Origin of the sequence: Gimesia aquarii (genome assembly GCF_007748195.1) — a bacterium.
Lineage (GTDB): Bacteria > Planctomycetota > Planctomycetia > Planctomycetales > Planctomycetaceae > Gimesia > Gimesia aquarii.
Genome location: NZ_CP037920.1, coordinates 417084 through 437101, shown reverse-complemented (window position 1 = coordinate 437101; position 20018 = coordinate 417084). Strand labels below are relative to the sequence as shown.

Genomic DNA, 20018 nt, shown 5'->3' with positions numbered 1-20018 from the left:
CAATTGTCGATAGACAAGGATCATTTCGAAGCCCAGTTATGTAAATGCCCCATCTCACTATTCACTATGTCGAAAAAAAGACACCAAATCTGAATTTACTTGCCTCTCAGTTTTGTACAGTGTAGCATAATCTCATTATGGTCCGCGTTGTTTTTACACCTAATCTAGAACGTCATTTATCTTGTCCTGAAGCAACAGTTTCCGGGGATTCAGTGCGAGAAGCATTGGATGCTGTGTTTGAGACCGATCAACAATTGCGGGGATATATCCTCGACGATCAGAGCCGGCTACGTCAACATATGGTAATTTTTGTTGATGGCAAAACGATTGTTGATCGAGTTCACCTGAGCGATTCCATTTCACCCAATAGTGAAATTTATGTAATGCAAGCACTCTCTGGCGGCTAAATAAATATAGATGAACTATAAAAGACCAAACAAACTGAAAGAGACATCCCATGAGTTCCCAAATTCACATTGCCACGCGCAAAGGCTTATTTCAACTTGATCGCAGCTCCTCGGGCTGGTCACTTGGTAGACATGATTTTCATGGCGAACATGTTTCGATGGTATTAAAAGACCATCGAGACGGTACAACTTATGCCGCTCTTAACCACGGTCACTTTGGAGTGAAGCTGCATCGCAGTAATGATGATGGAAAGAATTGGGAAGAATGTGCCGTGCCCGTTTATCCCGAAGGAGCAACAATCGGTGCTGGTCCTTTTTCAACAGACGGCAAGCCTAAGCCGGCCAGTTTAAGTGAAATCTGGGCGTTGGAACCAGGAGGTCCAGATCAACCAAATCGGCTCTGGTGCGGTACGATCCCGGGAGGCTTGTTTCGCTCTGACGACTGTGGTTCCAGCTGGCAATTGGTTGAATCATTTTGGGATCTGCCCGAGCGTCAACACTGGTTTGGTGGTGGGAAAGACGATCCCGGGATTCATTCTATTTGTGTTCACCCCGAAAATAGCCAACAGGTGGCGGTATCGATCTCCTGTGGAGGCGTTTGGGTGACAAAGGATGATGGTGCGAGTTGGACTTGTAAAGCCGATGGCATCCGGGCAGAATATGTTCCCCCTGATCAGGCCTATGATCCTAATATTCAAGATGTACATTGTCTCGTTCAATCACCATCACATCCCGATTTCTACTGGGCTCAACACCATAATGGTGTATTTCGCACTACTGATGGTGCCAATTCCTGGCAAGAGATTACAACCATTCAACCTTCCGGGTTCGGGTTTGCCGTCGCCGTCCATCCAAAACAACCAGATACCGCCTGGTTTGTGCCGGCAATCAAAGATGAATGTCGAATACCCATTGACGGTAAATTTGTGATCGCCCGCACCACCGATGGTGGTTTGACTTCTGAGGTTCTCACGAATGGTCTGCCTCAAGAGTATGCATATGATATCGTTTATCGGCACGCGTTGGACGTGGATCAAACGGGTGAATGTCTCGTTACAGGTTCCACAACGGGTAACCTCTGGATTTCAGAAGATGGTGGTGATTCCTGGCAAACGATCTCGACGACACTCCCTCCCATCTATTGCGTGCGTTTCGCAAAATCTTAGCATGTTGATTCTGAAAATAGGACTGCTGAAACTTCTAATCCTGTTTTTTGAGTGCCTGTTCAATCACACGAGCTGATTCTTTGCCTTGTGCAGTCGCGCCGGCGGAGTTGAAGTGCACGTTGCCCGGTTTCGTCCACCATTTTTTGTGGTATGGTTTTGTCAAAGCATAAAGGTCGTTGACCATAATCTCTGGATGATCCATGAGGACTTTCATGGCAATTTGATTATACTTTGCTGCATCGCCTGCGATACGACCAGCTTCACCTTCAGGGACAGGGGTCGTTGTCACGAAAATGAGTTTTGCTTTGGGTGCTGATTTTTTGAGATAAGCAATGATAGCACGTAGATTCTTTTCGTAATCCGCGGGAGAAGTGACTTGCTTGCCATTTACACGATCTAGTTTTTTCCCACTCATATACTTCAGATCGTGCAGGCCAACATTAAAATGAATGACATCCCAATCGAAGTCCCAATGTCCTTTTAGATTCTTATCTTTCATTGTCGTATGCATGGTTTTCATTTTATTGATAAAAGACGAAGAATCACCACCGTTACAATACAGACGATATAAGTTGGCTTTGCCCTTGAGTGCATCGCGGGTGGCATCGGTATAGGCGATGGAAATCGAATCGCCATATAACAAAACATTCGGAAGTTTGGCATTATTTTCGACAAATTGAAACGCAGGGCGTTTATTAAAACGGGGTGATCGAACCAGTTTTTTCCAGGCTTCTTCAGCTTGTTTTTCAGCAAACACAGTGTGTGTCAAAGTAAGTAGACAGATTGTGAACAAGGGAATCAGCTTGGAGAGTTTCATGGTGGGCCTTCTTCAAATTAAGGAGTGATATACAGCTAATCTTCGATTTAAGAATTTACAATAACCGTTCATTTTGACGTATTACAATCAGTATCAGCAAGCTTTTTCATTCAGATTATTCATAAATCGTAGCATCTGAGTAAAAAAGTAACTATAAATGAGTCTGTACTGGGGCGGTAACTGTGAACGAATCAAATTATATCTTTCCAAAGTATTTTGCTCATTCCGAGGGAGTGCTCATATGAGAGTATGCTGTCTGTTGTGTCTTCTGTTTTTGTTTGGCTGCGAAAAAAAGAACCCTGAAGAGTCAGTCGTTGTGGTCGAAGTTGAACAGGGAGAAACTGCTCCTCTTCCTGCTGAATCTGATGGTGAGCTCCCAATGGCTGGCATGGGAATTATGGTAGGCGAGGTCACACCAGACAGCGCCTTAGTACAGGTACGGTTAACAGAGACCGACAAACTGGTCGACCGCGATGTCAAAGGGATGCCGGGCTTCGTCAAATTTATATTGCGACCTATATCAGAAGAAAAATCGGATACGGCGAAGGGGAGTGCTCAAATCGTAAAAGCGATAGCCGATCATGACTTCATCGCACGCGCTTCCTTTACAGATTTACCGGCAGGAACGGAGTTCGAATGTACGACTGAAATTGGCTCAACAGAAGATCAGTTGCACGCTGGCCCGACGGCCCGATTCAAAACGCTACCCGGCGCGAGTCAGGCAAAGCCAGTAGAATTTGTGGTTGTAACTGGAATGAACTATGCGAAGTTTCACGGCGACGATCGCATCGATAAAAAACAACATTTGATAGAAAATAACACAAAGCTCCCTCAGCCTTACTCAGGTCCTGATAAACACTTGGGTTATCCGGCGTTAGAGACGATCTTGAAATTAAAGCCCGATTTCTTCATAGGCACCGGTGACAATGTTTATTATGACACCCCCGATAAACCGCGGGCGGAAACGATTCCTGAATTGCGACAGAAATGGCATGAGCAATTCGTGCAGCCTCGCTATCGTGACCTGTTCGCTGCCGTGCCCACTTATTGGGAAATCGATGATCATGATTACCGCATCGATGATGGTGATAATACGGGCGATCATCGGCCTTCTCCGGATGAAGGTCGAGCGATGATGCTGGAACAACTACCTGTTGCACCAATGGATGACAAGGACGCTAAAACATACAGGACCCATCGGGTCAGCAAGGATTTACAAATCTGGCTGCCGGAAAATCGCATGTATCGTAGTCCAAATGCGATGAAAGACGGTCCTGGAAAATCGATCTGGGGCGATGAGCAAAAAGCGTGGTTGAAAAAAACATTAAAAGAGAGTGACGCGACATTCAAACTCTTAATTTCACCTACTCCAATGGTTGGTCCCGATGATTTACGAAAGACGGACAACCATTGTGATATCGGTGGATTTCGTCATGAGCGTGATGAATTTTTTAAATGGCTGAAAGAGAACGGTTTGGATCAGCAGAACTTCTTTATTGTCTGCGGTGATCGACACTGGCAATATCACGCCACTGACCCCAGCGGGTTTGAAGAATTTTCCTGTGGTGCGCTGGTCGATGCCAATTCTCGCTTAGGTCGCAAACCCGGTGATCCCAAATCAACTGATCCGAAAGGGCTCATCAAACAAGCCTACTCACAAGATCCACGTTCCGGTGGATTCTTACTGGTGAAAGTAACGCCGGCAGATAAACAATCACCGGCGACACTTTCTTTTGTGTTTCACGATGAGAAAGGGAAAGTGTTGTACCAACACAACAAACCCCACGGCAAGAAATAGCAGCCCTTATTCCCGAAAGTCAGTATCAGCCGTTTTGAGATCAAGTTCTTTGATCCAGACATTTCGGTAGCGTACATCATGTCCTTCACATTGGAGCTTAATTCCACCGGGAGTATCGGTAATTCCAAATCCGTTATTATTTCCACCATCCAGTCCAGAATTGGGACCACCCCAGACTTTGTTGATCGTCACGTTCTCATGCACCTTCTTACCATTGAAGTACATTGAAACGAGCGGCTTTTCGACCAGCTTCCCATCTTTGAAACGGGCAGCGCGAAACGTAATGTCGTAAGCGTTCCATTTCCCTGTTCCGTTATAAGCATGATAGGGTGATTCGGTACGGTTAATGACAGCCCCCATACCATGCTTCGTTTTATCACCATCCAAAACTTGAATTTCATAGCGGTTCTGTAAATAGACTCCACTATTGCCACCTGGTTTCATCACTAGAAATTCAACATGTAGACGGAAGTCACGATATTTCTTTTTCGTCACAATGTCGGCTGTTCCATATTTTCCTCCTGCAGCTGCAGGATCATCGGTCATGACAACCGTACCCGTATCGACAGGGTCTTCAACAATTTTCCACTTGATCGGAAGTGAAGAACTAAAACGAGGTCCTTTCCAATAGGTCCACTTTTGATCCAGCTTTTCCCGGCTGCCATCGAGGAGAACTTCGGCATCGGTGGGCGGTTTGGCAGAAACGCCGATTTCAGCGAAAGCAGAGGACCAAGACGTAACAAAAATCAATGGCAATATGCTAAGAGCAAAAGGCGTGAGTCGCATAATCGTTCCTCATTATTGACGGTTGAATAGAAGCTCTCATTATGTCGTTTTTGTTTGATCAGAACAAACCACTTCTAGCAGAGCCAAGCCTCTGATCTTAAAAGGTCAATCGTTCCAACTCAGAGGCAATGAGCACAACATTGACAGGAATTAATTGATCGAAGAATAAGGTAATTTTTGAAGAATTCTAAGAAATTAAGAGATACTTTGAACGAAGTTTGGTGGTTAGATTACTAGTTCAACTAAGTATTTCTTATTCAAAATTAAGTGTGACAACTGATCTTTTTGAGCTACATATTTTGTAAATCGCTCAAAAAATGAACACAGTAACACTGTTTTATGCCCTCGATTTTAAAAATATCATGACTTTTGTTGTTACTTTTGGGCATTTAATGAAGTAATCTAAATAAATATCATATGAGTATTATTATGCGTCTAAGAATCTGCATTATTGGTGTTTTAGCGTTTCATTTAAGAGTTTCCACCAACAAGATCCCTCCAGAGTAGTTTACCTCTTTTCTTAAGGCAACTTTACGCTCGATTTTTAATTTTCATTTTTACCGAAGGACATTTCCATGTTTAGCAGGCACATTCTACGCAAACGTGGCTTCACCCTCATTGAATTATTAGTGGTGATTGCCATTATCGCAATTTTAATTGCATTGTTATTACCGGCGGTTCAACAGGCACGGGAGGCGGCTCGCAGGAGTACCTGTAAAAACCACATGAAGCAAATTGGTTTGGCATTACACAATTACCATGACACTTTTTTACGCTTTCCTATTGGCGAACAGAGCCCTGTTTGGCGAGCCAACTGGCGTGCCCCCATACTCCCTTACTTGGATCAAGCCCCCGCTTATAACCAAATGAATTTCTCAATTGGTACTTCAACGATTGGATTTGCTTCTGCAGGAAGTTCGGGTTATGGATATGGTACAGGAGCGGGTACGAATGAAATTCTGAAAACCTTACGGGTTCCCGTTTATAATTGTCCCTCTTCTCCTCATTCCAATGCGGCGAATGACAGCGCGAATGTCAAAAATAATAGTGAATTAGGTCAGACAATGGACTACGTGGGCATTGCAGGTGCCACTCCTGATCCTTCCGGAGCTACAACAGCGGTTTGTTCTGCAGCGTCAGCCGGTTACGGTGCGGGCCAATTTTGCAGTAATGGTCTGTTAGTACCCAATGATTCGTTTCGAATGCGCGATATCACTGATGGAACATCCAACACGATTATTGTGGGTGAACAATCTGGCCAGGTGAATAATCAGGATTCTCGCTCTAATTACTATGGTGGCTGGAGTGGAATTACAAGTTCTACGAAAGTACCGTCATTACCAGATGGTTCTACCTGGGGCTCCGGTACCACAACAGTTAAGTATTCCATCAACAGTTTTTGGAATTCGGGTGCAGGCGATGAGGCGTACCGAACCTATGGTCCTAACACAATCCTGGGATCTTATCACACCGGTGGTACGCATGTTTTGCTGACAGACGGGGCAGTTCGTTTTCTGTCTGACAATCTTGACTTCTCTACTTTGGCAAATCTCTGTTCCAAGAGTGATGGCCAAGTGCTCGGTGAATTTTAATGAATCAAAGTGCAAAAGTACTTATTTATTAACCGTAAAAATTCAAAGCAAGGACTCCAGACCTAATACGTCTGGGGTCTTTACTTTTTGATACGACAACTTTTAGATGATGGGATAAAATTGAATGATGGTTAAAATAGATCTCTTTCGACGTTGCAGTATGTTGGCATTTGCAATTCTTTTTTTCAGTCTGACGATGATTGGCTGTGGTGGAGCTGAAGACACAAAAAAACGTGGTTACGTTACAATCACTGTTACCCATAATGGCTCTCCTGTGACTGAGGGAGAAGTACGTATGATGATCACGGGCAAAGGGGAAGCGGCTGTCGGCCTCTTAAACGAATCAGGACAGGTAGAGCTCGCAGAGGTTGTACTCGGAAATTACAATGTGGCAGTTGCCCCTCCTGAGTTGGCAACACCCGATAACCCGGCTCCCGAGAAAGAGTATCCGAATCTTCCGCAAAAATATCGCGACATCAGTAAAAGTCCGCTCAAAGCGGATGTAAAAGCGGGTAGCAATGAGTTTACTTTTGATTTAAAAGATTGAAACTCTCGTAACGGACTCCTTAATGATGAAACCCCGAGCCTTTTGTTTCCGGTCTGTGGTTGGGTTGAGAAGCAAAAAAATCGATGGCATGTTGCATATCGAGAAGTAGCATGTCTGCCATGTCTCTCGTAAAGCCTTCTTTGCAAACGCAACGCAGTACTGCCAGGTCTTCACGGTTTTTAGGGAATGTATAAGCGGGGACCAGCCAGCCACGCTCTCGTAATTTATTCGAGATATCAAATACGCTGAAGTTTGCTTTCTCATTCGTAGTGAAGGCAAAAACAGGGATCGAACTTCCATCTGAAATTAATTGGAACGGTCCCAGTTCTGCAATTCCTGAAGAAAGATGCAAGGCCACATTTTGTGACGCTTGATGAATACTGCGATAACCCTCATGTCCCAGTCGCAAAAAATTGTAATATTGTGCGACGACTTGATTCCCAGGTCGTGAAAAGTTCAAAGCAAAGTTTGGTAAGTCGCCGCCGAGATAGTTACAGTGAAAAACTAACTCTTCAGGAAGTTCTGCTTTATCTCTCCAGACAATCCAACCAACGCCGGGATAAACCAGTCCAAACTTATGCCCGGATGTGTTGATCGATTTCACAAGCGGAAGCCTGAAATCCCATTCCAAATCTGGTTGTAAAAAAGGAGCAACAAAGCCGCCACTGGCTCCATCAACATGAATGGGAACATCCCAGCCGTTTTGCGCATTCAGTTCTAAGAGCGCGTCATTGACTTCTTTCACATTTTCGTACCTGCCATCAAAGGTACTACCCATAATGACCACAACTCCGATTGTATTTTCATCAACCAGTTTCAACGCTTCCTCTGCATTCAAACAAAAACGGTCTCCTTCCATGGGAACAAAACGTGGTTCAATCTCCCAGTAACGGCAAAATTTTTCCCAACAAACCTGCACATTGATGCCCATCACCATATTCGGCTTAGCTGCTGATTTTCCTTGCGTTTCACGCCGTTTACGCCAATTCCATTTTAACGCCATACCTCCCAGCATAGACGCCTCACTGGACCCAATCGTTGAACAGCCTACTGCTTCTTCATCTTGCGGCGCGTTCCATAGCTTGGCCAGCATATTGGTACACCGCAATTCAATTTCAGCGGTTTGCGGATACTCGTCTTTATCGATCATATTTTTGTCGAAAGTTTCCGACATAAGCTGTCGCGCTTCATCTTCCATCCACGTAGTGACGAACGTGGCCAGATTGAGCCGCGAGTTTCCGTCCAGCATCAATTCATCACGAACTAAATCATAGGCAATTTTAGGAGGGAGCCCTTGTTCGGGCATCCGGTACTTAGGAACGGGTTCACTGATAGACCGACTACCATAAGCAGGAGTCAACATTGAATCTGGATCGGTATCGCTTAGGTTCTTTTTGCCATGCAGCATGAAGCTCTCCCTACTGGACTTTCATAACGAAAAACGAAATGGAACCGTTATAGTAATGTCTTATGCAGGGATTTGAATGAAGAATTCACAAAGGATCAACTTTTCTGCAAACTTTGTGTCGTGCAGCCAGCCGTACATTGGCCAATGATATCGAGCTTATCGTTATTTAAGTAGCAATAACGATTGATCCAGACGCCATCAGGGCTGATCTCTGCCGCCACCTGCATTCTGGCATGGAAGTCCTCTGTCGGTCCATATCCATGCGCGAGCGCATAAATAGGCATCGGTTTAGCCAATTTTCTGGCTGCCGAAATTTTTCGTTCCTGTGCATGTGGCCCCGTTAAATGAGGTTCATCAGGCCCAGGATAATAAATATCCTTTAATTGCGCCGGCGGTTCAGAATCAGCGATGTCAAGCAACTTGAACAACGCACGGACTAATAAAGATTCGGAGAGTCCCGGATTTGCTGCCAGTAGTTGATCACCATAAGACCGCAAGATCATCGACCAGTGCATACCATAAAGCTTAACGCTTACAGAGTTACAATACTTTGTGACTAATGAATAATTCATTCCGGAAATGAGAGACCAGGGGGGAGGGAAGGCACTAGGAGCGAGTTCAACTTCCGTATTACTTACTTCGTTCATTGTCGCACGGAAACCTGACAGCAATTCTTTTGAAAGCTGTGCTTTCATTAACAGCATTGCAGCCGCTCCGGGATAATGCTCATTTAACCAAGCTGTGAAATTCGTTGATTGATTTGCTTCGGAGAGTATGGCCTCCAAGTCATCGTTTGTTAAGCCACCATGTAACTTTTGATATAACGCCAGCGAATCAGTTTGCATCTGATCAAACTGAAATCCCAATCGACATGCAGCCTGCTTGGCATGCGCGCTAAAATCAAAGAACGCCGAGTCCAGAAAGTAAGGTGGATATTCCGGCCAGTCAAAACGTAATCCATCAATTTCAGGATAGCGGTTGAGTAGGTCCCGAATCAACGCATGTTGATATTCAATGATATGCGGGCTCGCCAGACTTCCGTTGTTGGCAACACGTTTGCGTGGCAAAGAACCATCGGGCAAGCGGGGAATATCTTCCTCATGAGGACCACCAAATTGAACGCGATACCCTGGTGGAATGGCGGCTTGGACTTGAAAGTAAACTTCGAGACCCCGTGCCTGAGCAGCTTGCACAAAGTCAGCGACAACGTGTCCTTCACGTCGTGTAAGCTCATCAGGTTCGGCTGGCTGGTACCGCAAACCTGCATAGAGAGTTTTATCGGGAACAAAACTAGGGGCCGTTTTAACCCAGAGCTCCCGTTTCCCTTCCCAGAGGGGACGATCCAGCAGGCGAACTTTGCCAGCTCCTGCATCAGCCGGTGGTTCACGTACCCCAGTCTGCTCATCAGCCAGTTGCATCACATAAGGAGAGGTAGAGACCGCTGTGACTCCCGCTCTCTGTGTAAGATTATCAAGAACAGTCTCGATACCTTCGTACTGTAGATATTCTGGTAATACAGTCACTCCGATCTGTCGCTGCTGACTCATGATTTCCTCGCAATGGTGCAGAATGAAAACTCAGAGTCTATTAATCTTATCGCTTCAAGGGGAAATTCCTCCACCCCGGAACGCTGTTTTTTATTGACTTTCTACAGAGCCAGGTAGCTTGTCACAAAATGCCACTAAAAAGAAAGTCGCAACGGGACCAAATAACAGAGAAATGAGAAACCATGCCAGTCCACTTCGATTTTTGCCCTGTGCTAATCCTGCGTTGATGAGCGCCAGTGAACCCCAGCCAACAAGATAGCCAGGTTCTTGGGGAATCTGTGCCGCAACGAGCATGAGTATTACTCCTGATGGATCAAATTACATTTTAACCGAAGTACAGTAATTTACTCAGTAATGATATCGTTGACTGTGCCACCACTGGGAATCATAGGCAGAACATGTTCTTGATAACTGCAAATGACATCCAGGAGATAAGGACCGTCTGAAGCAAGCATTTCGGCGAGTGCTTCCGGGTACTCTGCTTTGGAGCGCACCTGTCGTGCCTGCAAACCAAAGCCTTTTGCAATGGAGACAAAATCGGGATACGTCGCTTCGGCATGCGAGCCATCGCCCTTACCCTCTGCTTCCGGGTGATGCACGGGACCGAGATAGGTGTGAGCTCGACGCCCATCCATGAAACGGTCTTCCCATTGAACCACCATTCCCAAATGCTGATTATTGAGCAGCAGGATTTTGACAGGCAACTTTTCTGTATGGAGAGTTGCCATTTCCTGCACGTTCATCAACATGGATCCATCACCGTCAATGTCAACAACCAAATCGTTCGGGAACTGCGCTTGAACCCCCATCGCAGCAGGCAAGCCAAAGCCCATAGTTCCCAAGCCAGAACTGCTGAGCCAACGGCGGGGCTTCTGAAACTTATAGAATTGAGCCGCCCACATTTGATGCTGTCCCACACCTACGGTGATGTAAGGATCTTTCGCTTTGGTTTGATTACAAAGTTCGTGAATCGCATACTGCTGCGAGAGAACATCGCCGAGTTCAGGATACTTCAGCGGGTACTTTTCTTTCCACTCGTTCACCTTTGCCAACCATTGATCAACTTCAGGCAAATCATCATCGGTGATGGTAGCATTCAATGCTTCCAGAACATTTTTCAGATCAGCATTGATGGGAATGTGTGCTTCCTTGTTTTTATGTAATTCGGAAGGATCGATATCAACATGCACAATCTTGCCATGTTTAGCAAACTCTTCCAGTTTTCCGGTGACACGATCATCGAAACGAACGCCGAACGCTAATAACAAATCAGCTTCGTTAACCGCATAGTTCGCGTAAACCGTCCCATGCATGCCAAGCATGTCGAGACACAAGGGATCGTCTCCCGGAAAAACACCCAATCCCATGACGGTGGTTGTCACCGGAATTTGTGTACGATGAGCGAACTTGATTAGTTCTTCAGACACATCTGAAATAATCGCGCCGCCACCAACATAGAGAATTGGTTTTTTTGAACGTTTGATGGCTGCCAGAATCTGGCGAATCTGTTCGGGAGCTGCCTTTCTCAATTCCGGTCGATAACCGGGCAGGTAGGTTTCGGGATCGTAGTCTGGCTCTTCATCGAGTGTGGCCAATTGACAGTCTTTGGGGAAGTCTATTAGAACCGGTCCGGGACGACCCGTATTGGCAATAAAAAATGCCTCTTTCACAATACGGGCAACGTCATTCACATCGGTCACCATATAGTGGTGTTTGGTAATCGCACGTGAGATTTCCACCATGGGAGTTTCCTGGAAGGCATCACTTCCAATGACTGCCTGAGGAACCTGCCCGGTAATAGCGACCATGGGAATACTGTCGAGTTTGGCATCTGCCAGAGCCGTTACCAAATTAGTCGCACCAGGTCCACTGGTCGCCATACAAACGCCAACCTCACCCGTGGTACGGGCAATTCCCTGCGCGGCGAATCCGCCTCCTTGCTCGTGGCGGGGAAGGATCGTTCGGATGTCTTCTTTATTTTTGATCAATGCTTGATGCAGTGGCATGCTACAACCACCAGGATAAGCAAAGATGGTCTTCACGCCCTGCCGAATCAATGCCTGAACCAGAATCTCAGCTCCATTGATAGTCTTAGTTTGCGTATTTTTTTCGTTGGCAGTGGCCACTGTCTCACCCTTCTGTTTCGATGGTCTCTAAAATTTCGTTTTAATGATCGAAAAAATCCGTCGTTTGATCCTGTCACAGAACCACAGATTGACGATCGATCAACATCTCTTGTTTTCGATAACGATTTAGCATGTAGACGCACCTTGTACGCCTGATGTTCGTTCTGGAATTCAAAGAACTGCTTTGAGCACCTAATTCTATCTTCTCTCAGGTGTAATAACGAGTCATTTCCTGCGCAGAATCCAATTTTCATACAGACACATTCACTTTAAGACCTTTGCGAATACAGTTTACGAAACCTGTTTCGATTATGCGGGTTAAGCGGCAGATTAACGAACTTTAGACGGACATTTATGATTTGAAGGTACAAATCGATAAACACTTAATCACATAAGTCTATTGACTGTATAACATTAAGCATTTTCCATTCTTAACCAGACTCTCCATCTCTTAGCTAATAGTGCTTTTAAACACTGGGAGCCCAAGTAGGTTTGGCATGAACCCCGTGATAAATAAGCCCCCCCAGCCAATATGAATCGACCAGGGGGGATGATTACCTGAGTGAAGGGTTGTGTTTTGTTTAAAGCCTAGCGACCTACACGCCAGTCATAGCGCCCATAATTGTAGTCGCGCTGATACTGATTATATCTGTGTCCATAGTCAAAACGGTTATCGAAACGATTGCCGTTGTGTGGAAACGAACCATAATTCGTTCGATAATACGAAGGGAAATAGGATGGTGCTGTTCCACAGCGAAAATAGTTTGAGCGGCTGTTTGAGCGGTTTGACAGATAGTCGTAATTGCTGAAGTTTCGGTAACGATTTAAGTAGTCACGGCTACGGTATGAATCATAGTCATTCCAGTTTCGATAGCTGGAGCTATTGTAGTGTCGAGCTTGCGATTGGTTTGGTTGATAGTAAGGTGTTGCTGCAAAGCTCGTATTGCTAACAAAAGTAATTGTGGCCAATGCAGTGAACATGATGGTAAAGTTTTTCATCATTATCTCCCTTAATGTATTCGTTTTTTGAAAGTGGCTTCTTATCTTTGATAAATGATTAGTAAAGCATTTCGCATGCCAAAATCAAATATAGCAACGTAAACCTTTTAAATAAAATAGCTTACAGAATAAATTAAAACTGGATAAAACCACAGAGTGTTGTCTTTTATTCAACAGAACGAACATTCTTACAATCTTTTTGATACACAATGCTCCTGAATGACCTCATAAAGACAACTTGATCAAAATAGTTGAATTAGCAGAGGTTATTTGGCCGTATGGAGCAGGAAAGCTCTGGCTGATGTGCTGAAAAGTAGAACTTTGAGGGAGTGTTAAATAGCGGGAGCCAGCCTGTAAGCCGGGTTATGTCGAGAGTGGTCATTTATCTGGGACAACAGTTACCTGCTGCCTCGCGCGACCGACCCGAGAGTCATACCGGATCGGGCCGATCCGTGTGCTGGCAAGCCAGCACTGCTCCCTGCTTGGTCTTGCACCCGGTGGGGTTTACCTAGCCAAACCGGTCACCCGGCCTGCTGGTGCGCTCTTACCGCACCGTTTCACCCTTACCTACCTGGAGACCAGGCAGGCGGTTTGCTTTCTGTTGCACTTTCCCTATCCTTGCGGACGGTGGGAGTTACCCACCACCGTGCCCTGTGGAGCCCGGACTTTCCTCCACGAATCCCGAAGAATTCGCAGCGACCACTCAGCCGACTCCCGCTACTGAATTGACCAGTATAGGCTACTGAGGTTGCTTGAAGAATCCCCAAAATCTGACTTTTCTTGAGAGAAAGGCTTTATAATGGCTGACCAACGGTATAGATTAATAGCGTGCGGGCAAACAAAGACATCTCGGAATCGTAAGACAATGAACGCTCCAGGAAACTTCGAATGTTAGGTGAGTTAAACCCTTGTGGAGGTGGCGACCCAATTCCGCTACTTTCCGAAGTCCTGCTGATTGGCCGCCGTAGTCGATGTGATATCACGTTGAAGTTCCCCAATGTTTCTTCACATCATTGCCAATTGGAGTTTATCAACGGCTATTGGCGTGTGCGGGATATGAACAGCCGCAACGGGATTAAAGTCAATGGCGAGCGGTGTGACATGAAATGGTTACTTCCTGGAGATCAACTTTCAATTGCCAAGCACGAATTTGAAATCAATTATACTCCTCAATCCGATGAACCACCGCCTGAAGAAGATGACCCCTTTGAATTGAGCCTGATGGAAAAAGCGGGCCTGGTGAGTCCTGAATCCCGACCGCGTCGACCGATGGCACCTCCCGCCCAGAAGCCAAAAGAGATTGAATTACCTCAAGATGAATCGGAAATGACCGAGGACGAACTCGGTTTGAAATTTCTCATTGACCTGGATGACGAGCAGAGTGATTCATGATCCATTTCCAACGATGGCTACGGAGCCGAGTTTGTTGTGGCTAAGAAAAAAGGGAAAAAAATCCGGATTGCGTTTAAGAAAAATCGCCAGAAGAAAGTCCGAAAGAATAAACTCTCCAGCCACCGAGTCGATGAGCAAATCGATTCTCAATACATGGATTTAACCGAACGGCTATCAGGTAAAGGCGACCTGACTCGTCACCGTACCGTGATGGGAGTGGAACAGGAAACCCAAGACGGCACCGCGATCGTTATCGACATTGACGAAAGTACCTGTCTCAAAGGTCGGGTTATCCAGTCTCAAGGATTGAACTCAATCGTACAGTCAGAAGAGGGAACTCGATATGACTGCACAGTCCGACGGCTCGTCAGAACCATGTCACGCGATGATCGTAATGCCGTGGTTGCCGGTGACCATGTTTTAATCAGGCCAGAAGGAGATGAAAATCAGGCTGTCATCGAACGAGTAGAGCCAAGACGTTCTTCTCTCTCAAGAGGTAGCAAACGCCGGGAGCATATCCTCGTCAGTAATATCGATCAAGCAGTGATTGTTGTTTCTGCCGATGACCCTCCTCTTAAACCCTCACTCATCGACCGCTTCCTGATCAGCTCGGAAAAGGGCAACATTCATTCGATTATCTGCATCAACAAAATTGATCTGGTTGATCCGATCGAATTTCAACCACTGATCGGCGTGTACGCTCAGATGGGTTACGATATTGTGTTAACAAGTATTGTCGATGGGACGGGGATTTCGCGACTCCGCTCATTGCTCAAAGGGAAACAATCTGTATTTTCTGGACAAAGCGGTGTCGGAAAGTCGTCTTTACTGAATCAGATTGACAGTCGGTTAACTTTGGAAACTGCTGAGATCAGCCAGGAGAATCGGAAAGGGCGACATACCACACGCTCAGCAGTCTTACTGGAAATCGAAAGCGGGGGTTGGGTTGTAGATACACCCGGTATCCGGCAGCTAGAGTTGTGGGATGTGATTCCAGAAGAGGTTGAAGGTTTCTTTCGTGACTTTTGTCCCTTTATCCCGCAATGTCGCTTCCCGGATTGTTCGCATACACATGAAACCGGATGTGGTGTAAAACGTGCGGTCGCCAACGATTTCATATCCCGGCAGCGCTACCAAAGCTATTTGAAAATTATTAGCGGCGATGAACCGCGGCCCGTTTATCATCAAACGTGACAGAGGCTAACTCTCTACCCGTTCATAGACACAGGCAATTATTTTCTGTGGTCGATCAGTTGATCCTTAATACCGACTTGCGTAGACTCAAAGAGGCTGCTTTGTAAAGTTTGTTAATGATCAAGCCTGCCAATACTGTTTTTGCTCTCCTGCCTGATTACCTCCAACATCAAGAGTCTTACTCATGAAATCCAAATTCGTTTCCATGCTTTGTTTGATTCCGCTCTCACTACTCGGTCTTTATCTGCTTTCAGATGACGATTCCCGAATTTTGCTGAGTCAAGAACAAGTTGTGAAGCGCAAGCCAACCAGTTGTAAGACTGTACTCGACTACGGCGTACGCGGTGATGGTAAAACAGACGACACAGCGGCCATACAGAAGATGGTGAATGCCTCTGCTGGCTCATTGTGGTTTCCGCGTGGCCGCTATCGATTAACAAAACCAATTGTCATTGATTTAAACAAGGTCGGTCCGACTTCTATTTCGGGTGACGGCACAGCAACGATTTTGATGGAAGGTGCCGGCCCTGCTTTTTTGTTTAAAGGAACTCATGGCGGCACGGCAAGTCCGAAAACTGTAAACCCGGTTGTCTGGGAAAAAGAAAGGACGCCGATGGTGGATGGCATCGAAATCGTGGGAAAACACCCGGAGGCAATTGGAGTTGCTGCGACGAAGACAATGCAGATCACGATTACACGGCTGGTTGTACGACGTGCCTTACACGGAATTCATTTGTACGAACGAAATCGAAATGTTGCCATTGACGACTGTCATCTGTATGAAAATGAAGGAGTCGGAATTTATCTGGACAAGCTGAATTTGCATCAGGTCAATATTTCTGATTCGCACATCAGTTACAACAAAGGTGGTGGGATTGTCGTTCGGGAAAGCGAAATTCGTAATATTCAGATTGGAAATTGCGATATTGAAGGCAACATGGGGCAAGAAACCCCACCAACGGCTAATATTTTGTTCGATGTCTCTAAGGGCTCTTTGCGAGAAGGGGCTATTTTTGGTTGTACGATTCAACACACACATAATGCACCCGATTCCGCTAACGTGCGTTTTGTCGGCAACGGTCCACAAGACCCCCGTAAGGTTGGAAATTTTGCGATTGCTGACAATTCCATGAGCGATGTCGCTGTCAACATTCACCTGAAACATGCCCGTGGTGTGACGATTACCGGCAATACACTCTGGCAGGCCTATGAACACAATCTGCTGATTGAAGATTCTTCCTATATCGTATTGGGAGCAAATCTACTCGACCGCAACCCTGACTACCGAGCCAAGACAAAAGATGCCAATGTCTTCCAGGACTGTAGCGATTGCACCTTGAACGGTTTGAATATCAGAGAGACGCGGGAAGTCAGAGCGGGTTTGATTCTTGAAAATTGTGAGAGAATGAACATCACAAACTGCTCCTTGAGCGAGTGCGAGAACGGCGGTATTCTCTTTAAGAATGTGAAGCAGTCTCGCATCTCCGATTGTTTAATCACCGAGGGCTCTAATCACTTTGCGATTCGCGTGAACGGAGGAGGCCAAAATCAGATCACTGACAATCTGGTATCTGGCACTGTCGAGATTGAAGAGGGCACAACCGCCACAAACAATAATGTCTCGATCAAATGAGTTGGTTACTAGTCCTTTAAGCAAGCGACGAGGATTCACCAGGTAGAATGCCTGCCATGAGATTACCGGCTGATCGTCCCGATTCGAACCGCATGAGCACAATGCGAATGGCGGCTGTGATAGGAACAGCGAGGATGGCGCCAATTGGTCCCCAGAGCAGTGTCCAGAAGGAAAGCGCCAGCAGAACGGTTACGGGGTGCAGTTCGAGGCCTTCTCCCATGATTTTAGGTTCAATGCCATTCCCGATAATCATTTGAATGGCACCGGGAATTAAGATCACACCGGCAATCGTCCAGGGACTGCCGGAAAATTGTGCAAAAGCAACAGGGATTGGTAATAAGGTTGCGATTAAAGATCCGACAGAAGGAATAAAATTCAATAGGAATGTCAGAATTCCAAAGACGAACGCCAGCTCTAAGCCAAACAATGAAAGTGTAATACCGACAAGCGTACCGGTGATCAGAGAAATGATGAGTTTGGTTGAGATATAACTGCGAATCTTTTGTTCGATTTCTCGGTAAAGTACGTTCTTGATGACAGCATGAGGATTACGTCCTGCCAGCAAAAAGATCACAAAAATCGCAACGAAAAATGAGGTGGTTGTAAAACTGAGTGCCGTTTGCATGGTACTAAAGGCAATTGATTTCAAAGCATCTTTCATATATGCGGTCGTTTCCATTTGTAGCTTATTCAAATCGATGCCCATTTTATCGAACCAACTGGTCTCCGGTTTTTCTGCCACTGTCGGTGGAGGATTTTCAATAGAAGACGGAGCGGCTTCTGAAGATTCTTCCTCGCGAGAATCTTGACTATTGATCTTGGATGGCTCATCAGAATCACTGACTTCTTTCGCAGTATTGAAAGCCGAGCTAATAAAAATCCCTAAATTTTTGCTGTATTGACTTTCTGCTTTTTGAATCACCTGCTGTGTCGAGTAGATCAAAGCCAGACAGAGTAAAAATCCGGACGACAATACGAGCAAAAGTGTGGCGGAAATCGCAACGATATGAGGCAGCTTCCATTTCAATACGAGCAAATCAACCAGGGGAGTCACGATCGTCGCAATAAAAATGGCGATGACGAACGGAATCAAAACAGCTTTCGTGATATAGAACACAAAGGCAATTGCGAAGATCGTGAGCAGCATTAGACAGCCCGTAATCACACTGGTCTGTTCATCCGACGGTTTCAATGAAGTTGACATGAAGAGTGCCCCTTGCCGCTATGTGATTCTGAAGCAGAAGTCCACTCACAATCCTTTTGAAATGACCGTCAGAGAACCTGCAACATTTTTGAGTGTGCCCCAAAGTATGTGCACCATAGACGGAAAAGTAAAAGCTGCAAAGAGAAAAACCTGACCTAACGACTGATTTGTCGCATGTAACGCAGAAATTGTTGATTGAGGCGTTCAAGATCATCACCAAATATGGATTGGAAATCCTTTAGTCGATCTTCTGGAGTCGACCAGATGAGAGGTTTTCTGTCTGCGACCAGGCGCAGATACGCTTCATACTGCTTGCGCTTGGTTTTGATGAGAAAGTATGAAAACGCCCAGGCTTCTGCATAGGCATCGAGCATCGTTTCCGGATTTTGGAAGCGTTGATCCGTCGTGATCAGGGTTTGAAGTGAGTCAGCATTTCTACGTGAGCGTGCGAAATTTTGAAATTGCCTCAGTCGCCATGGATTCGGCTTCCCGATTGTTCGCCAACCTGTTTTACTCCGCAAATCAGGTGTTTCAAAATAAGTTGCCATTCCTTCAGTCAGCCAGAGGGGATTGTCGGCAAACCGAGTATGCAAACCAACATTGAAAGCTATCTGATGGGTACATTCATGGATGATGGTTGCCATATTAAAAGGAGACTTCCGTAATTTTTTCAATATGTCAGCATCCGTGAATGCGGGTCGTTCGTTGGGAGCGGCTGTTAAATCATAAAGCACCATCCGATTCGATTGAATCGAATAAAAACCGTGCACAGCCGAAGCGCCTTCACCTAAAATCTGACTCGCATATTGTTCAAAATTGGCACGGTCTTTAAAAATCACCGCGATCATCGGAACTTTGGGATCATGGAGAGGGAGCTCTTTGCTGTGCCACTGATTGTGCAATACTTTATATAAGCGTTCAAAGAGAGAACCGCACCATTTTGAGTAACGTTTCCCCGCTTGACTACAGATGATAAAGTGCTTGGTTTGAGTCACTACAAAGTCGGAACCAAATTCCGCAACGAGTTGCTGCTCGAGTTCGGGAAGTTTGAGTGGTGTAAAATTTTGATCGAGTTGCCGCCTTTGTTTGAGCTGCTTTGGTGTTGCTGTCAGCAAACGACCATCGCGGGTCAACATTACAACGCCACCGTCCTGGGCTTCTAAAACCTGCGCTGCTTGAATTGTGTTTTCCTGCCCCTGGTCATCGAGATAAGTAAACTGATACAGGGGTTGCTCTGATTTGCCAGTTGAATCGTTTTTGGCGGATGTCTGCGCATAAGTGAGATGGCTATTGAGAGTACTGCCAAGCAAGAAGCATATAATTAGTATGAGCAGAGTTTTTCTGGCGATGTATACCAGGAAAATTATTTTTAAGTCTCTCCACTCCATATCAGTCTTTCTGC

General features: G+C 45.7%; 17 protein-coding genes and 1 other RNA gene. 8 read left to right on the top strand and 10 right to left on the bottom strand.

The window, feature by feature from the left end:
• Positions 1 to 137 precede the first annotated feature (137 nt).
• Positions 138 to 407, top strand: coding sequence for a MoaD/ThiS family protein (locus V144x_RS01785; protein ID WP_144980513.1), 270 nt, complete (start codon positions 138 to 140; stop codon positions 405 to 407).
• Positions 408 to 457: 50 nt separating this feature from the next.
• Complete coding sequence (locus V144x_RS01780) at positions 458 to 1573, top strand: WD40/YVTN/BNR-like repeat-containing protein (RefSeq protein WP_144980510.1); 1116 nt, start codon at positions 458 to 460, stop codon at positions 1571 to 1573.
• Between the two features lie 34 nt (positions 1574 to 1607).
• Here the strand turns inward: V144x_RS01780 and V144x_RS01775 are convergent, their stop codons facing one another.
• Positions 1608 to 2390, bottom strand: coding sequence for an SGNH/GDSL hydrolase family protein (locus V144x_RS01775; RefSeq protein ID WP_144980507.1), 783 nt, complete (start codon positions 2388 to 2390; stop codon positions 1608 to 1610).
• 241 nt (positions 2391 to 2631) lie between these two features.
• Here V144x_RS01775 and V144x_RS01770 point away from each other — a divergent pair, with 241 nt between their 5' ends.
• Entirely contained in the window at positions 2632 to 4188 is a 1557-nt protein-coding gene (locus V144x_RS01770) for an alkaline phosphatase D family protein (protein ID WP_232102684.1), read from the top strand.
• Between the two features lie 6 nt (positions 4189 to 4194).
• Here the strand turns inward: V144x_RS01770 and V144x_RS01765 are convergent, their stop codons facing one another.
• Complete coding sequence (locus V144x_RS01765; RefSeq protein WP_144980504.1) at positions 4195 to 4974, bottom strand: 3-keto-disaccharide hydrolase; 780 nt, start codon at positions 4972 to 4974, stop codon at positions 4195 to 4197.
• Between the two features lie 575 nt (positions 4975 to 5549).
• On the opposite strand from V144x_RS01765, the gene V144x_RS01760 reads away from it, so the two are divergent.
• Positions 5550 to 6566, top strand: coding sequence for a DUF1559 domain-containing protein (locus V144x_RS01760; protein ID WP_144980501.1), 1017 nt, complete (start codon positions 5550 to 5552; stop codon positions 6564 to 6566).
• Between the two features lie 124 nt (positions 6567 to 6690).
• Positions 6691 to 7113, top strand: coding sequence for a hypothetical protein (locus V144x_RS01755; RefSeq protein ID WP_144980497.1), 423 nt, complete (start codon positions 6691 to 6693; stop codon positions 7111 to 7113).
• A gap of 19 nt (positions 7114 to 7132) precedes the next feature.
• On the opposite strand, the gene V144x_RS01750 is transcribed toward V144x_RS01755, so the two are convergent.
• The 6 genes from V144x_RS01750 to rnpB form a co-directional block, all read right to left on the bottom strand.
• On the bottom strand, positions 7133 to 8521 hold the full coding sequence (locus V144x_RS01750; protein WP_144980492.1) for a glutamate decarboxylase: 1389 nt from the start codon (positions 8519 to 8521) through the stop codon (positions 7133 to 7135).
• A gap of 95 nt (positions 8522 to 8616) precedes the next feature.
• Positions 8617 to 10068 carry a hypothetical protein gene (locus tag V144x_RS01745; RefSeq protein ID WP_144980489.1) on the bottom strand — a complete coding sequence of 484 codons (1452 nt, stop codon included), beginning with the start codon at positions 10066 to 10068 and terminating at the stop codon, positions 8617 to 8619.
• Between the two features lie 90 nt (positions 10069 to 10158).
• Complete coding sequence (locus tag V144x_RS01740; RefSeq protein WP_144980486.1) at positions 10159 to 10362, bottom strand: hypothetical protein; 204 nt, start codon at positions 10360 to 10362, stop codon at positions 10159 to 10161.
• A 50-nt stretch (positions 10363 to 10412) separates the two neighbouring features.
• Complete coding sequence (gene ilvB / locus V144x_RS01735; RefSeq protein ID WP_144980483.1) at positions 10413 to 12194, bottom strand: biosynthetic-type acetolactate synthase large subunit; 1782 nt, start codon at positions 12192 to 12194, stop codon at positions 10413 to 10415.
• A gap of 588 nt (positions 12195 to 12782) precedes the next feature.
• Entirely contained in the window at positions 12783 to 13193 is a 411-nt protein-coding gene (locus V144x_RS01730; RefSeq protein ID WP_232102683.1) for a hypothetical protein, read from the bottom strand.
• 338 nt (positions 13194 to 13531) lie between these two features.
• An RNA gene (rnpB, locus tag V144x_RS01725) (RNase P RNA component class A) lies at positions 13532 to 13908 on the bottom strand.
• A 173-nt stretch (positions 13909 to 14081) separates the two neighbouring features.
• Between rnpB and V144x_RS01720 the strand changes: the two genes are divergently transcribed.
• The 3 genes from V144x_RS01720 to V144x_RS01710 all read left to right on the top strand — a co-directional run bounded on the left by V144x_RS01720 (position 14082) and on the right by V144x_RS01710 (position 17412).
• Positions 14082 to 14585, top strand: a complete 504-nt coding sequence (locus tag V144x_RS01720; RefSeq protein ID WP_144980478.1) for an FHA domain-containing protein — start codon at positions 14082 to 14084, stop codon at positions 14583 to 14585.
• A 36-nt stretch (positions 14586 to 14621) separates the two neighbouring features.
• Complete coding sequence (gene rsgA, locus V144x_RS01715; protein ID WP_144980475.1) at positions 14622 to 15779, top strand: ribosome small subunit-dependent GTPase A; 1158 nt, start codon at positions 14622 to 14624, stop codon at positions 15777 to 15779.
• Between the two features lie 184 nt (positions 15780 to 15963).
• Positions 15964 to 17412 (top strand): right-handed parallel beta-helix repeat-containing protein, encoded by a 1449-nt coding sequence (locus V144x_RS01710; RefSeq protein WP_144980472.1) that lies wholly within the window; start codon positions 15964 to 15966, stop codon positions 17410 to 17412.
• 16 nt (positions 17413 to 17428) lie between these two features.
• On the opposite strand, the gene V144x_RS01705 is transcribed toward V144x_RS01710, so the two are convergent.
• Together V144x_RS01705 and V144x_RS01700 are read right to left on the bottom strand one after the other, a co-directional pair.
• Complete coding sequence (locus tag V144x_RS01705) at positions 17429 to 18616, bottom strand: AI-2E family transporter (RefSeq protein WP_144980468.1); 1188 nt, start codon at positions 18614 to 18616, stop codon at positions 17429 to 17431.
• A gap of 155 nt (positions 18617 to 18771) precedes the next feature.
• Entirely contained in the window at positions 18772 to 19926 is a 1155-nt protein-coding gene (locus V144x_RS01700; RefSeq protein WP_197998718.1) for a DUF1570 domain-containing protein, read from the bottom strand.
• Between the last annotated feature and the right edge of the window lie 92 nt (positions 19927 to 20018).

Coding starts and splice junctions, on each gene's coding strand:
- V144x_RS01785 (WP_144980513.1), top strand. CDS start 138: ATGGTCCGCGTTGTTTTTACACCTAATCTAGAACGTCATTTATCTTGT.
- V144x_RS01780 (WP_144980510.1), top strand. CDS start 458: ATGAGTTCCCAAATTCACATTGCCACGCGCAAAGGCTTATTTCAACTT.
- V144x_RS01775 (WP_144980507.1), bottom strand. CDS start 2,390: ATGAAACTCTCCAAGCTGATTCCCTTGTTCACAATCTGTCTACTTACT.
- V144x_RS01770 (WP_232102684.1), top strand. CDS start 2,632: ATGAGAGTATGCTGTCTGTTGTGTCTTCTGTTTTTGTTTGGCTGCGAA.
- V144x_RS01765 (WP_144980504.1), bottom strand. CDS start 4,974: ATGCGACTCACGCCTTTTGCTCTTAGCATATTGCCATTGATTTTTGTT.
- V144x_RS01760 (WP_144980501.1), top strand. CDS start 5,550: ATGTTTAGCAGGCACATTCTACGCAAACGTGGCTTCACCCTCATTGAA.
- V144x_RS01755 (WP_144980497.1), top strand. CDS start 6,691: ATGATGGTTAAAATAGATCTCTTTCGACGTTGCAGTATGTTGGCATTT.
- V144x_RS01750 (WP_144980492.1), bottom strand. CDS start 8,521: ATGCTGCATGGCAAAAAGAACCTAAGCGATACCGATCCAGATTCAATG.
- V144x_RS01745 (WP_144980489.1), bottom strand. CDS start 10,068: ATGAGTCAGCAGCGACAGATCGGAGTGACTGTATTACCAGAATATCTA.
- V144x_RS01740 (WP_144980486.1), bottom strand. CDS start 10,362: ATGCTCGTTGCGGCACAGATTCCCCAAGAACCTGGCTATCTTGTTGGC.
- V144x_RS01730 (WP_232102683.1), bottom strand. CDS start 13,193: ATGAAAAACTTTACCATCATGTTCACTGCATTGGCCACAATTACTTTT.
- V144x_RS01720 (WP_144980478.1), top strand. CDS start 14,082: ATGTTAGGTGAGTTAAACCCTTGTGGAGGTGGCGACCCAATTCCGCTA.
- V144x_RS01710 (WP_144980472.1), top strand. CDS start 15,964: ATGAAATCCAAATTCGTTTCCATGCTTTGTTTGATTCCGCTCTCACTA.
- V144x_RS01705 (WP_144980468.1), bottom strand. CDS start 18,616: ATGTCAACTTCATTGAAACCGTCGGATGAACAGACCAGTGTGATTACG.